The following is a 13,239-nucleotide window of genomic DNA, read 5'->3' on the forward strand; positions in this document are numbered from 1 at the left end:
GCCCTTTCCTACGGCCCCGTGACAGCAGCGTCAATTGCGTGCACACGCATATTTTGGGTGCACCCGCTGGCAGATTTGATAAAAGATGCCCAGCGACAAAAGCAGGACGATTTTCGCAGGGGAATGAGTAGTAAATGACGCGCATTTTTTTCGCCATGGTTTTCGCCGTTGTTCTGGCGGTACCGGCTGCCTTCGGGCAGCAGCAAAACCTGGCCTTTGTTCAGATCGAAGCGCAGCCCAGCCTGGCGCGCGCCCAAGCCAGTCTGCGCCGCTATGCGGCCGCACTGCCGGACGTCAACGGATTTACGATCGGGCGCGGCTGGTATGCGATCGCTTTGGGCCCCTACACGCCCGAAGATGCCGCGCGCGTGTTGCAGGTCTACCGTGCCGAACGCGCGATCCCGCGCGACAGCTATATTGCCAGCCCGTCCGATTATCGCCAGCAAATCTGGCCGATTGGTGCAAATGTCCTGAACTTACCGGCAACGCCCCTGCCAGAGGTGACCCCGCAGGTCGAAACCGAGACCACACAAAACCAGACCAATACGGTGCAAGAGCCCATCGAAGAGCCGGTGATTGAGCCTGCGGATGAAACCGTTCGCGAGGCGCGCGCCGGTGAACGGGCGCTCACGCGTGAAGAGCGTGCGGAGCTGCAGGTTGCCCTCAAATGGGCCGGATTTTACCAAGGCGGCATCGATGCTGCCTTTGGGCGCGGCACCCGCGCGTCGATGGCCCGCTGGCAGGAGGCCAATAATTTTGAGCCCACCGGCGTGCTGACAACGCGGCAACGGGCCGAACTTTTCCGGCAATACAATGCGGTACTTGAGGGGCTGGACCTGCAACTTGTCCGTGACGACAAGATGGGCATTGAAATGAAGCTGCCCACCGGTGTTGTCGAGTTTTCAAAATATGAACCACCCTTCGCCCACTACACCTCTAAATCCGACGTAGATGCGACCGTCTTGCTGATCAGTCAGGAAGGGGGTGCAAATACGCTCACCGGCCTTTACGACATCATGCAAACGCTTGAAATCGTGCCCGAAACCGGCCCGCGCAGCCTGGAGCCCAATAGTTTTACGCTGATCGGCGAAGGCGCTTTGACAATTTCGCACACCCAAGCCTGGTTGCAGGACGGTCAGATCAAGGGCTTTTCGCTGATCTGGCCTGCCGGTGACGAAGAACGCCGCACCCGCCTTCTGGCTGAAATGCAGAGCAGTTTCACGCGGATTGACGGCGTTTTGGACTCCTCGCACGGCTCGACCGAAAACCAGCGTATCGATCTTGTGGCCGGTCTGGAGGTGCGCAAACCGATCCTCACGCGCTCGGGCTTTTTCGTTGATGCCGATGGCACCGTTGTCACGGCGGCCGATGTCGTCGGGAATTGCAGCAGGATTACCATAGATCAGGAGTATGAGGCCGAGGTGGCCGCCCGGAATGACACGCTTGGCATCGCTGTGTTGCGGCCCCAATCCGGGCTGGCCCCGATTTCCGTGGCGCGGTTCCAAAATGCGGTGCCCCGGCTGCAATCGGTGGTCGCAGTGGCGGGATATTCCTATGGCGGCATTCTGGGCGCACCCACGCTGACCTTCGGCAATCTGGCCGACCTGCGGGGACTAAACGGGGATGACCGCATCCAACGTCTGGCGCTGGCCGCACTTGACGGCGATGCAGGCGGCCCGGTGATTGATGCCGGTGGCGCCGTGTTGGGCATGTTGCTGCCGCCACCCGCTGGCGAACGCAAACTGCCCGATGGGGTCAGCTTTGCCGCAGATGCCGAAGCGATACAGCAGGTGCTCAACGAGGCCGGTATCACGGGAACATTGGCCGTGGGCAGCGACACGATTGCGCCCGAGATCTTGACCCGCAACGCCGCGGACATGACCGTTCTGGTCAGCTGTTGGGAATAGACCCACCCTACCTGAGCTATTCCGATCAAGACGCTGAAAATTCGCTTAAAAATCTGAAGCAATAGTCGCGCTTCCGCCGCAATTTCAGACCCAATCCGCCACGGGTCACCGGCACTCTGAGGTCAGACACCCGATCTGACACCCGGAGGCCCGCATGAACCCCAGATTTCTTTCCGCAGCCCTATGCGCCGCGCTGTGCCTGACAGGTGCCGCACCGGCACTCGCGGCCCCATCCGGCACGGTCTCCGACGCAAGTATCCAGATTGTCCGCGACAGCGGCGTCATGCCGCCAGAACGCTACAACGCGCAATGGTGGACCCATCCAAAAGGCTGCGAATATTCCCGTGCCGGGCGTCCGGGTGAAACCGTTTGGTACCTGATCATCAACACGGCGCGCCCCGGCTGCCCCACACATATCGTACAGCGCGGGTTTAGCGACGCTTACTAATCTTGGGTTGCCCTGCCGCATGCACCGTTCCGGTCTTTCCTGTCCTGTGACCGAACACGCGCATGATCATCCCGGCCGGGCGACCGAAGTGCAGCGCCACGCGGTGGTCTTTCGCATGCCCGTCCAGCATTGCAAGGATCATCGCGTGAGCGCGCCCCTTATGTGACTTCCAAACCAGCTGCTGTGCCTTTGTTCGGGCGCTCCGCGCCTTGTGCCGACTGCACGTATGACCCGGCAAATGCCACAAAACACGTCCATGCGCCCAAGCGAGACCCGCACTAACCGACTAGAATCACTATTTGCGGTCGGCAGGAAGCAGCGTGATCGAACATCCCCCTCTTCCCACCAAAAACCGAATATCTGCCGGGATTTACAGCCAATTGGAACGCCTCAACCGCCGTTGCACACGCGGACCGGGAATTTCGTTACTCACCTTTTGCTTGAACTATTGGCGGCACTACGCAACCATCGTGCCAATAACAATTCCTGGGAGAAAGAAATGTTTTCGAAATCAATTTGTTTGAGTGCCGTCGTTCTGTCCATGAGCGCCAGCGCCAGCTATGCGGAAACCGAAATTCAGTGGTGGCATGCCATGGGTGGCACCAATGGCGAGCGTGTCGACAAGATTGCGGCCGATTTCAACGCCAGCCAATCCGACTACAAAATCGTGCCAAGCTACAAGGGCAACTACACCGAAACCATGACCGCTGCCGTGGCCGCTTTCCGCGCCAAGGAGCATCCGCATCTGGTACAGGTGTTTGAGGTCGGCACCGCCACGATGATGGCCGCCGAAGGGGCGATCTATCCGGTTGAAAAGATGATGGCAGATGCGGGCGAAGCGTTCGACAAGTCGGATTTCCTGCCCGCCGTGATTTCATATTACCAGACGCCTGAAGGCGAATTGCTGTCGATGCCATTCAACAGCTCGACACCGGTGCTGTGGTACAATGCCGACGCGCTGGAGGCTGCAGGTGTAGCCCCGCCCGAGACATGGGATGACGTCAAGGCCGCCTCAGAAGCGCTGGTGGCGAACGGTATGGATTGCGGGCTGTCCTTTGGTTGGCAATCCTGGGTCATGATCGAAAACTATTCGGCATGGCACAATCTGGAACTGGGCACCAAGGAAAACGGCTTTGCCGGGTTTGACACGGAATTCACCTTTAACAATGAACAGGTGGCCGCACGTCTCGATGACATCGCCGCCATGTCCGAGGGCAACAAGTTCAAATATGGGGGCCGTCGCGGTGACAGCCTGCCGCTCTTCACCAATGGTGAATGCGCGATGTGGATGAACTCATCTGCCTATTATGGTTCGATCAAGACGCAGGCTGAATTCAACTTTGGCCAAACCATGCTGCCTTTGGACGCGTCGGTGGCCGATGCGCCGCAAAACTCCATCATCGGCGGGGCCACACTTTGGGTTCTGGCCGGTCATGACAGCGAGGAATATAAAGGTCTCGCCAAGTTCATGACCTATCTTTCCTCGCCCGAAGTGCAGGCCTGGTGGCATCAGGAAACCGGTTACGTGCCGATCACCACAGCCGCCTATGAGCTGAGCAAAACGCAAGGCTTCTACGACAGCAATCCCGGCACCGACACGGCCATCAAACAGCTGAGCCTGAATGAGCCGACGCCCAATTCGCGCGGGCTGCGGTTCGGTAACTTCGTGCAGGTCCGCGATGTGATCAACGAAGAGATGGAAGCACTCTGGGCCGGTGACAAGAACGCCTCGGACGCGTTGAACGCTGCCGTTGAGCGCGGCAACGCCCTGCTGCGCAAGTTTGAGCGCTCTGCGAACTAATCCCGCAGAGCGGGCACCCGGCGGTCTTCACGGATCGCCGGGCGACCCATCCCAAGACCTTTGAACTGAAACGAGGCGCTCCTTGCTCAAACGCGTCCACTTCCCGCCATCGCTGCTGCCATACCTGCTGGTGGCGCCGCAAATCCTGATCACGCTGGTCTTTTTCATCTGGCCCGCCAGCCAGGCGATCTATCAGTCCTTTCTGATCGAAGACGCGTTTGGCCTGTCGACCGAATTCGTGTGGTTCGAAAACTTCGAGCTGCTGTTTGAGGACAAGCAATATCTCGATACGTTCTGGCGCACGCTGATCTTCTCCGGGGCTGTGGCGCTGTTGTCGATGTCCGTGGCGCTCATTCTGGCGGGATTTGCGGACCGGGTTGTGCGCGGCGCCACGGCCTACCGTACTTTGCTCATCTGGCCCTATGCGGTGGCACCCGTGCTGGCCGGTGCGCTTTGGGTCTTTATGTTCAACCCCACGCTTGGCATTTTTCCGTTCCTCTTGGATATGCTCGGGATCGATTGGAACCACTACCTCAACGGCAATCAGGCCATGGCGCTGGTGATCTTTGCCGCCGCGTGGAAACAGATCGCCTACAACTTCCTCTTCTACCTCGCCGCGATGCAATCCATCCCCCGCTCGGTGATTGAGGCCGCGGCGATTGATGGCGCAGGCCCGGTGCGGCGCTTCTGGGATCTGATCTTTCCGCTGATTTCGCCCACAACGTTCTTCCTGCTGGTCATCAACGCGGTCTATGCTTTCTTTGACACGTTCGGCATTATTCACGCGATCACCCAAGGCGGCCCCGCCAACGCCACCACCATTCTCGTCTACAAGGTCTTCAACGACGGGTTCGTCGGCCTTGATCTGGGCGGCTCTGCAGCGCAATCGGTGATCCTGATGATCCTGGTGATCGCCATGACCGTGGTGCAGTTCCGCTTCGTCGAACGGAAGGTGGAATACTGATGGTCGAAAATCGCCCCTTCCTCACGCTCATCTCGCATCTGATCCTGATCCTGGGCATTGCCATCGTGGCGCTGCCGATCTGGATCACCTTTGTGGCCTCTACCCATGACGCCGTGCGCATGACCCAAGCGCCGATCCCAATGCTGCCCGGCGGCTTTTTCTGGGAAAACCTCAAGCGTACTCTCTTTGGCAGCGGCCTGTCGGGCACCGAGGTCGCCCCCGTCTGGCGCATGCTGCTCAATTCAATGGCCATGGCGCTGATGATCTCTTTTGGCAAGATCGCAATTTCGCTGATCTCAGCCTTCGCCATCGTCTATTTCAAATTCCCCTTCCGCATGGGGTTCTTCTGGCTGATCTTCATCACCCTCATGCTGCCGGTCGAGGTGCGCATCCTGCCCACCTTCGAAGTGGTCGCCAATCTGGGCATGCTCAACAGCTATTGGGGCCTCTCGATCCCGCTCATCGCCTCGGCCACAGCCACCTTCATGTTTCGGCAGGTCTTCCTGACCATCCCCGATGAAATGCTGGAAAGCGCCCGGATCGATGGTGCGGGGCCGATGCGGTTTTTCTGGGATATCGTGATCCCGCTCAGCCGCACCAATATCGCGGCGCTTTTCGTGATCCTCTTCATCTACGGCTGGAACCAGTATCTCTGGCCCCTGCTGATCACGACTGACACCGACATGACCACCATCGTCATGAGCATCAAGCAAATGCTCGAAGCCGCCGAACAAAGCCCGCAATGGAACATCATCATGATGACCGCCCTTCTGGCGATGATCCCCCCGGTTTTTGTGGTGATCGCAATGCAAAAGCTCTTTGTTCAAGGGCTGACCGAGACAGATAAATAGGCACCCGCACCATGGCATCCATTACCCTGCAAAACCTTGTCAAAGCCTACGGTCCCACCGAGGTGCTGCACCAGATCGACGGCGCAATTGCGGATGGTGAATTTGTCGTCATCGTCGGCCCGTCGGGCTGTGGTAAATCTACGCTTCTGCGCATGATCGCGGGCCTTGAGACGGTGACATCGGGCCAGATCAGCATTGGTGACAGGGTTGTAAATGATCTGGAACCCGCCGACCGCGACATCGCGATGGTGTTCCAGAACTACGCGCTCTATCCGCATATGTCGGTGCGCGATAATATGGCCTACGGTCTGAAAATCCGCAAAATCAGCAAGTCTGAGATTAACCGGCGCGTGGAAGAGGCCGCAGATATCCTCGAAATCGGACCCTATCTCGACCGCAAGCCGCGTCAGCTTTCGGGCGGTCAACGGCAGCGTGTGGCGATGGGCCGGGCCATTGTGCGCGATCCGCAGGTGTTCTTGTTTGACGAACCTCTCTCCAACCTCGACGCCAAGCTGCGCGTGCAGATGCGCCTTGAAATCCGCAAGCTCCAGCAGCGCCTTGGCGTGACGGCAATTTACGTGACCCATGATCAGGTTGAGGCGATGACACTGGGCGACCGCCTGATGGTCCTCAATGGCGGCTATGTCGAACAGTTCGGCTCCCCGATCGAGCTTTATGACAAGCCCGCCACGCTGTTTGTCGCCGGCTTCATCGGCAGCCCGGCGATGAATACCCTGCCCGCCCTGGCACAGATCAATACGCTGGCCCTGGGCAATGGCGCACTGATCCCCTATCTGGGCAAATCTCGCGGCTCCGTCACGCTCGGCATCCGGCCCGAGCATCTTGTCCCCGATGACAAAGGGCCGATCCGCGTATCGGTTGAACTTTTCGAACATCTGGGAGCAAACACGCTGCTGCATGGCAAGCTGGAAGACACCAGCAGCGATATTGTGGTCAGCCTGCCGGGCCACGTCACCGCCGAACCGGGCAGCGTCATGGGCTTTGCCGCCCCGCCCGAGGTGCTGCACCTGTTTGACATGGAAAACGGCAAACGCCTCGAGACGTAAGTCCGCGGGCAGATTTTGGCTCAGACCCCGGGTCTGGACCTCACGCGCATTTCGAATGGCCACAGCTTGGGCAAGTCATGCAGCCCTCGACCATACGCATGCCGAACTCACCGCAGGACGAACAGGCGGGGCCGCGCGGCCCCTCGCCCAGATTGACCACCTCCGCCTGCGGGTCTTCCTTGAGGCCCATACCTTCGCCCGCCAGAAATCCGGTCTGGATCATATGCTGTTCCAGAACACCACCGATGGCTGCCAGAATGGATGGCACATATTTGCCGTTCATCCACGCCCCGCCGCGCGGGTCAAACACGGCCTTTAGCTCTTCGACTACGAAAGACACATCGCCGCCCCGCCGGAACACCGCCGAAATCATCCGGGTCAGCGCCACGGTCCAGGCAAAATGCTCCATGTTCTTGGAGTTGATGAACACCTCAAACGGGCGCCGGTGGCCGTTCAGCACCACATCATTGATCGTGATATAGATCGCATGATTGCTGTCGGGCCATTTGACCTTATAGGTGTTGCCCTCCAACGCGTTGGGCCGGTCGAGCGGTTCGGCCATATAGACCACATCGCCATGGGGGGTCATCGGTTCGGAGTCGTTGCTTGAAACTAGTTCAGGGCCAGTGTTCTGTGTCCTCGTTAGGAACTGCTCTACTGTTTTTCCAAACACAGCCGCTATACTTACGGCATTTTCCGCACTCGTTGAGGAACCTTCTCGTTTGATCAGTTTGTTTAAGACATCACGCGAAACATTTGCCTTTCTTGACAATTCTGCGACCGAAATATCGTTTTCTTTCAAGGCGGTGTTAAGCGCCTCACCTAAAGTGACTTTGGTGTTCGATGATTCAGCAACGCTCAGCACGCTACCGGTCACATCATTCGGGCGATACGTCGTGCAACCTTTGCAGCCCGTATCCCAGGCCTGCAGGTAGACATCCTTGAACGCCTCAAAGCTGATATCTTCGGGGCAGTTGATTGTTTTGGAAATGCTACTGTCGACCCATTTCTGAGCCGCCGCCTGCATCTTGACGTGATCCGAGGGCGCCAGCGTCTGCGCGTTCACGAAATACTCGGGCAAGGGTGCGTCGCCGAATTTCTCGCGCCAGAGGGCAACGGCATAATCCACCACCTCTTCTTCGGTGCGCGAGCCATCCTTCTGCAGCACCTTTCGGGTGTAGGAATAGGCAAAGACCGGTTCGATCCCGCTGCTCACATTGCCCGCATAGAGACTGATTGTGCCGGTGGGCGCGATCGAGGTCAAAAGCGCGTTGCGAATGCCATGTTCGGCCACCGCCGCGCGCACGTCCTCGTCCATCGCCTGCATCGTGCCACTGGCCAGATAGGCCTCAGCCTCAAAAAGCGGAAACGCGCCCTTCTCCTTCGCCAAATCCACCGACGCCAGATATGCGGCGCGGGCGATCTGGTGCAGCCAGCGCTCCGTCTGACGCGCCGCCTCGTCCGAGCCATAGCGCAGCCCGACCATCAGCAGGGCATCGGCCAGCCCGGTCACGCCCAGGCCGATCCGCCGTTTGGCCTGCGCTTCCTGTCGCTGCGCCTCCAGCGGGAATCGCGAGGCATCAACCACGTTATCCATCATCCGCACCGCCGTGCGCACAAGATCATTCAGTTGCCCTTCATCCAGCTGCGCCGCCTTTTCAAACGGGTCACGCACCAGCCGCGCCATGTTGATCGAGCCCAGAAGGCATGCGCCATAGGGCGGCAAAGGCTGTTCGCCACACGGGTTGGTTGCCGCAATCGTCTCGGCATATTGCAGGTTATTGGCCTGATTGATCCGGTCGATGAAAATCACCCCCGGCTCGGCAAAATCATAGGTCGCCTGCATGATCCGGTTCCACAGATCACGCGCCTGTATGGTGTGATAGACCTTGCCACCAAAGCTGAGCTCCCACGGCCCGTCCGCCTTCACGGCCTCCATGAAATCATCCGTGACCAGCACACTCAGGTTGAACATCCTGAGCCGCGCGGCATCCGCCTTGGCGCTGATGAAATCCTCGATATCCGGGTGATCGCAGCGCATCGTGGCCATCATCGCGCCCCGGCGGCTCCCCGCGCTCATGATGGTGCGGCACATCGCGTCCCAGACATCCATGAAGCTCAGTGGCCCGCTGGCATCCGCGCCCACGCCCTTGACCTCAGCCCCCTTGGGCCGGATCGTGCTGAAATCATACCCGATCCCACCACCTTGCTGCATGGTCAGCGCCGCCTCGCGCAACGCGTCGAAAATCCCGCTCATATCGTCAGGGATCGTGCCCATGACAAAACAGTTGAATAGCGTCACCGCCCGGCCCGTGCCCGCGCCAGACGTGATGCGGCCCGCAGGCAGGAATTTGAAATCCTCAAGGGCCGCGTAAAACGTGTCTTCCCATTCCGCCGGGTTCTTTTCCACCACGGCCAAAGCCCGCGCGATCCGGCGCCAGCTGTCTTCCACAGACTGATCGCCATCGCCCCCGCCCGCGGGCGTGTAGCGATACTTCATGTTCCAAATCTGTTCAGCGATCGGGGCAGCGAAACGGGTCATGTCAGGGATCCTCTAGAGAGCAAATACCATACCCGAATTCAGTAGTTTTTACAGCAGAAAAATCGGCTAATTCTCAGATGGGGCAAAATTATCAAACCACAATAGCTTGAAGCCATCGGCAATTCAGCTACCCTATCTATGGTGGAAAGGGGGATTCTGCGACCATGATACACCTGCTCAAACTCAGCGTTGGCACTGAAAGCGTCGATAGCCTGACCGCCTGGCACAAAACCAAGCGCGCGCAGGGTCCCGATGGCCTGCCCCGCCACGTCACCCGCATGTGGCCCCGCCGCGAGGCTGAGATTCTGCAAGGTGGCAGTATCTTTTGGGTGATCCAGGGTTTTATCCGATGCCGTCAACGTATCCTGCGCCTCGATGAAGTGATCGGAAGCGATGGCATCCGGCGCTGCGCCATCGTGCTCGAGCCTGAGCTGATCCGGACCACCACCGCCAAACGCCGTCCGTTTCAGGGCTGGCGCTATCTTGATCCCGCAGACGCGCCAGCAGACCTGCCCGGCACTCGCCAAAGCGAAGACGCCCTGCCGGATGACCTATCCGCCGCGCTGGCCGATATCGGAGTTCTCTGACGGCAGAATGCCCGCATCCGCGCGCGCCACACCCAAATCGTCCCATGAGGGCGGACAGGGCGGGTGGGTGGGCGCTCGAATGGGACGATACCCTCCGACTTCTGCAAAAATCCACATCAGATGTGCATCCGCCCGATGCGCGTCCATCGCATCCCTGAAAAATCCCATCAACGTTGCTTAAACGCCTCTGATATCTGCAAATTTCTGCCAACACGTCGGCCATTTCCAGCCCAATTTGGCCTACAATTTTTTGTGACTGCTTTGTGTCGTCCCAACCCCTTGTTTTGATCCTGCCCGCACTCCAAATCTCGTCATGTCTGACGCGGCGCACCACAGGCAAATCCCTCCCTCGCCGCTGAAAACCGACCCGAAAGGGCACGAAAACCCAAATGGGCACAAAACAAGGAACGCTGAAAATGTTCAAGAAAATCACTCTGACCACCGCCGCGCTGGCTCTGGTTTCCGCTCCGGCCTTTGCCGGTTCCCCCGAACCCGCCCCGGTCGAGCCCGTGTTGGCCCCGGCCGCGCCGGTCTCCTCCTCTCCCGACTGGACCGGTGCCTATATCGGTGGTCAACTCGGTTACGCCGATGTTGATACCAATGTCCCGGGCGTAAGCGGTGACGGGTTCATCGGCGGTATCGTCGGCGGGTACGACTGGGATCTGGGCAACTGGGTTGTCGGTGTTGGCGCTGACTTTGATTTCGCCGATATCAGCCTGGGTGGCGGAAACGATCTGGAACAGGTCTGGCGCTTGAAAACCCGCGGTGGCTACAAGATCGGCAACGGTCTGGCCTATGCCACTGTTGGTTATGCCAATGCGGATACCAACAACCTCGGCGACGATGATGGCTACTTCATCGGTGCGGGTTACGAGCACCTGATCGGTGGCAATTTCAGCCTCGGTGGTGAGGTTCTCTACCACGAGTTCGATAACTTCAACTCGACCACAACCGACGTCGAAGCCACAACCGTCCAACTGCGCGGTACATTCCGCTTCTAAGCGACGATCTCCTCCCGTCGCGGCGCCTCCGGAACCTTTCCGGGGGCGTTTTTTGTGCGTAACCGTCTGAAATTACCTCAAATCACGCCCTCTTGAAGTATCGCGATCCAATTATAGGTTGTATGCTATACTACCCTCGTGAAAGGGTTTCTTGCGAGAACCCCTCGCGTCGCCTGCCTCCCAAGGGTCCTTATGATGGCCCAAATGCACATGGACACCAGAAAGACCGGTATGAAAAAGATCATATCCCTGTTTTTGGCCTTGGCCCTTCCGGCCAGTCCCCTTCTGGCTCAGTCGGCTGACTGGACCGGGCCCTATGTGGGTGCGCAATTGGGGTTTGCCGATGTCGACAGCAACGCACCCGGTCTTTCCGGCGATAGTGTCATCGGAGGCATTGTGGGCGGCTACGATTGGGATCTGGGCACTTGGGTTGTCGGACTGGGCGCGGATTACGACGCGGCTGACATCAGCCTGGGCGCGGGTGCGGATCTGGAAGAGGTCTGGCGCATCAAGTTTCGCGGCGGCTACAAAATTGGCCAAGGCCTCGCCTACGGTACGGCGGGCTATGCCAATGCCGACACGGATACGCTTGGCGATGATGATGGCTTTTTCATCGGGGCCGGCTACGAACGGCTTCTGGCCCCGAATTTCAGCCTGGGCGGCGAATTGATCTATCACGAATTTGACAATTTCAACGCCACGCCCACCGATCTCGACGCGACAACCGTTCAGGTGCGCGGCACATTCCGCTTCTGATCTGTCCTATGATTTCGAAAAACGGCTGCCGTAACTGGCCGAGGCTTTTTCAGCTGGAAAAGCACCCTCATCGCAATACCGCTGATGACAGCGCGCCATGGCCTCAGGGTCGAGCGTGACCCCAAGCCCCGGCCCGTCTGGCACAGGCAACCCACCGGATTTGGGCTGCATCGGGCCGCCCTCAATCACATCATCCGCGTACCATCGCAGCAAGGTCTGGCTTGCACTGCGCAAATGCGGTGCCACGGCTGACACATGGAGATAGGCGGCACTGGCCACACCGCTTTCACCGCTATGCATGCGAAACCCCACATCAAAGAGCGCACATGCCTTGATGAAACTCACCGCATTGCTGATCCCGCCCAACTCATTCAGGTTGGTCACGATGGCATCAGGCGCACCCAGCTCAACCGCCCGCCGCAGGTCAATCTGGTGGCTGGATAAATTCATATCGGTAAACTGTCGCAACTGCGCCATTTCTTCATAGTTTTCAACAGGTTCTTCGATCCAGCTGATGTCAAATTCCGCGAGTTTCTTCAAAGCTTGTTTGGCAGTCGGCACCGTCCATCCGCAATTGGCATCCAATCGCAATTCACGCGCGCCGATGGCTGCCCGCACCTCACGCACCATTTGGACTTCTGTCTCCAGATCGACGGTCGCCAGCTTGCCTTCAAAAATCTGCGCGTCATGGTCTTCGATCATCCGGGCACAAAACTGCGCAATCTGAGTAGGCGTGGCCTCTCCCGGATGCGCCGGTCCCGGCAGGCGAAAGGCAAAATACTCGGTCAGCGGGATGAAATCGCGGCATTTGCCCCCTAACAGATGCCATAGCGGCACCTCTTCCGTCTTTCCGCGCGCGTCCCACATTGCCATTTCCAGGCCCGCAAAGGCCCGACGCTTGCCCAAAAGGTTGTCCCACGGCGAATAGACCATGCCCGGCAGAACCAATCGCTCCGCCTCTGCGATCAGCCTGATGTCAGAGCCAATCAGCCGCTCCCCCATGGCCAAAACATCCGCGCTGCGATCCCCGTCTGCACATTCCCCCAGACCAATGGCACCGTCCGTGGTTTCAACCTCAATAATCGTCTTGGTCAGCGCGGCGATGGCCCCGTAGCTGAACCGATACGGTGCGACGAAGGGAATATTCACGGGCGTGGCCCGGATGGATTTGATTTTCATGAAATCAAACTTGCAAATAACGCCGACAAGCGCAAACCACACGCGCCGCCCCCAATCGTCCCGCGAGGGTGCACAGGGCGGGCGGGAGGGCGCCCGAGCGGGACGATCCCCCTCAAGACCTCGAAAAACATTCGCA

The 13,239-nt window shown here is 58.8% G+C and carries 12 protein-coding genes; 9 read left to right on the forward strand and 3 right to left on the reverse strand.

All coding sequences use genetic code 11. From position 1 onward, the window contains the following. Positions 1-134: 134 nt before the first annotated feature. From ACZ1HJ_RS16930 to ACZ1HJ_RS16955, 6 genes are all read left to right on the forward strand, one after another. Positions 135-1,907, forward strand: a complete 1,773-nt coding sequence (locus tag ACZ1HJ_RS16930) for a serine protease (RefSeq protein WP_472719809.1) — start codon at positions 135-137, stop codon at positions 1,905-1,907. Between the two features lie 154 nt (positions 1,908-2,061). Continuing rightward, positions 2,062-2,355: a hypothetical protein gene (locus ACZ1HJ_RS16935; RefSeq protein ID WP_472719810.1), complete on the forward strand. Its 294-nt coding sequence runs from the start codon at positions 2,062-2,064 to the stop codon at positions 2,353-2,355. A 499-nt stretch (positions 2,356-2,854) separates the two neighbouring features. Beyond that, entirely contained in the window at positions 2,855-4,156 is a 1,302-nt protein-coding gene (gene ugpB / locus ACZ1HJ_RS16940) for a sn-glycerol-3-phosphate ABC transporter substrate-binding protein UgpB (RefSeq protein ID WP_472719811.1), read from the forward strand. Positions 4,157-4,238: 82 nt separating this feature from the next. Continuing rightward, on the forward strand, positions 4,239-5,120 hold the full coding sequence (ugpA, locus tag ACZ1HJ_RS16945) for a sn-glycerol-3-phosphate ABC transporter permease UgpA (RefSeq protein WP_472719812.1): 882 nt from the start codon (positions 4,239-4,241) through the stop codon (positions 5,118-5,120). Beyond that, positions 5,120-5,971, forward strand: coding sequence for a sn-glycerol-3-phosphate ABC transporter permease UgpE (ugpE, locus tag ACZ1HJ_RS16950; protein ID WP_472719813.1), 852 nt, complete (start codon positions 5,120-5,122; stop codon positions 5,969-5,971). Before ugpA ends, ugpE begins: the two co-directional genes overlap by 1 nt. Positions 5,972-5,982: 11 nt before the next feature. Next, on the forward strand, positions 5,983-7,038 hold the full coding sequence (locus ACZ1HJ_RS16955; protein WP_472719814.1) for a sn-glycerol-3-phosphate import ATP-binding protein UgpC: 1,056 nt from the start codon (positions 5,983-5,985) through the stop codon (positions 7,036-7,038). Positions 7,039-7,078: 40 nt separating this feature from the next. Here the strand turns inward: ACZ1HJ_RS16955 and ACZ1HJ_RS16960 are convergent, their stop codons facing one another. After that, the gene (locus ACZ1HJ_RS16960; protein ID WP_472719815.1) at positions 7,079-9,580 is read right to left on the reverse strand and encodes an adenosylcobalamin-dependent ribonucleoside-diphosphate reductase; all 2,502 of its coding nucleotides are present in this window, start codon (positions 9,578-9,580) and stop codon (positions 7,079-7,081) included. Positions 9,581-9,744: 164 nt separating this feature from the next. On the opposite strand from ACZ1HJ_RS16960, the gene ACZ1HJ_RS16965 reads away from it, so the two are divergent. Continuing rightward, the gene (locus ACZ1HJ_RS16965) at positions 9,745-10,167 is read left to right on the forward strand and encodes a DUF1489 family protein (protein ID WP_472719816.1); all 423 of its coding nucleotides are present in this window, start codon (positions 9,745-9,747) and stop codon (positions 10,165-10,167) included. Here ACZ1HJ_RS16965 and ACZ1HJ_RS16970 read toward each other — a convergent pair. Next, a complete protein-coding gene (locus tag ACZ1HJ_RS16970) occupies positions 10,132-10,335 on the reverse strand; it encodes a hypothetical protein (protein WP_472719817.1) in 204 nt (67 codons plus the stop codon). The genes ACZ1HJ_RS16965 and ACZ1HJ_RS16970 overlap by 36 nt on opposite strands. Positions 10,336-10,583: 248 nt before the next feature. On the opposite strand from ACZ1HJ_RS16970, the gene ACZ1HJ_RS16975 reads away from it, so the two are divergent. Continuing rightward, positions 10,584-11,168, forward strand: coding sequence for an outer membrane protein (locus ACZ1HJ_RS16975; RefSeq protein ID WP_472719818.1), 585 nt, complete (start codon positions 10,584-10,586; stop codon positions 11,166-11,168). Positions 11,169-11,399: 231 nt separating this feature from the next. After that, positions 11,400-11,924 (forward strand): outer membrane protein, encoded by a 525-nt coding sequence (locus ACZ1HJ_RS16980; RefSeq protein ID WP_472719819.1) that lies wholly within the window; start codon positions 11,400-11,402, stop codon positions 11,922-11,924. Between the two features lie 6 nt (positions 11,925-11,930). Here ACZ1HJ_RS16980 and ACZ1HJ_RS16985 read toward each other — a convergent pair whose 3' ends face one another. Then, positions 11,931-13,103, reverse strand: coding sequence for a mandelate racemase/muconate lactonizing enzyme family protein (locus ACZ1HJ_RS16985; RefSeq protein WP_472719820.1), 1,173 nt, complete (start codon positions 13,101-13,103; stop codon positions 11,931-11,933). Positions 13,104-13,239: the final 136 nt, after the last annotated feature.

The organism is Roseovarius sp. JB2-10, assembly GCF_055693585.1.

Excerpts from the sequence above, each read along its gene's own strand:
- ACZ1HJ_RS16980 (WP_472719819.1), top strand. The coding sequence starts at position 11,400 with ATGAAAAAGATCATATCCCTGTTTTTGGCCTTGGCCCTTCCGGCCAGT.
- ugpB (WP_472719811.1), top strand. The coding sequence starts at position 2,855 with ATGTTTTCGAAATCAATTTGTTTGAGTGCCGTCGTTCTGTCCATGAGC.
- ugpE (WP_472719813.1), top strand. The coding sequence starts at position 5,120 with ATGGTCGAAAATCGCCCCTTCCTCACGCTCATCTCGCATCTGATCCTG.
- ACZ1HJ_RS16955 (WP_472719814.1), top strand. The coding sequence starts at position 5,983 with ATGGCATCCATTACCCTGCAAAACCTTGTCAAAGCCTACGGTCCCACC.
- ACZ1HJ_RS16930 (WP_472719809.1), top strand. The coding sequence starts at position 135 with ATGACGCGCATTTTTTTCGCCATGGTTTTCGCCGTTGTTCTGGCGGTA.
- ACZ1HJ_RS16935 (WP_472719810.1), top strand. The coding sequence starts at position 2,062 with ATGAACCCCAGATTTCTTTCCGCAGCCCTATGCGCCGCGCTGTGCCTG.
- ACZ1HJ_RS16965 (WP_472719816.1), top strand. The coding sequence starts at position 9,745 with ATGATACACCTGCTCAAACTCAGCGTTGGCACTGAAAGCGTCGATAGC.
- ACZ1HJ_RS16985 (WP_472719820.1), bottom strand. The coding sequence starts at position 13,103 with ATGAAAATCAAATCCATCCGGGCCACGCCCGTGAATATTCCCTTCGTC.
- ACZ1HJ_RS16960 (WP_472719815.1), bottom strand. The coding sequence starts at position 9,580 with ATGACCCGTTTCGCTGCCCCGATCGCTGAACAGATTTGGAACATGAAG.
- ACZ1HJ_RS16970 (WP_472719817.1), bottom strand. The coding sequence starts at position 10,335 with ATGGGATTTTTCAGGGATGCGATGGACGCGCATCGGGCGGATGCACAT.
- ACZ1HJ_RS16975 (WP_472719818.1), top strand. The coding sequence starts at position 10,584 with ATGTTCAAGAAAATCACTCTGACCACCGCCGCGCTGGCTCTGGTTTCC.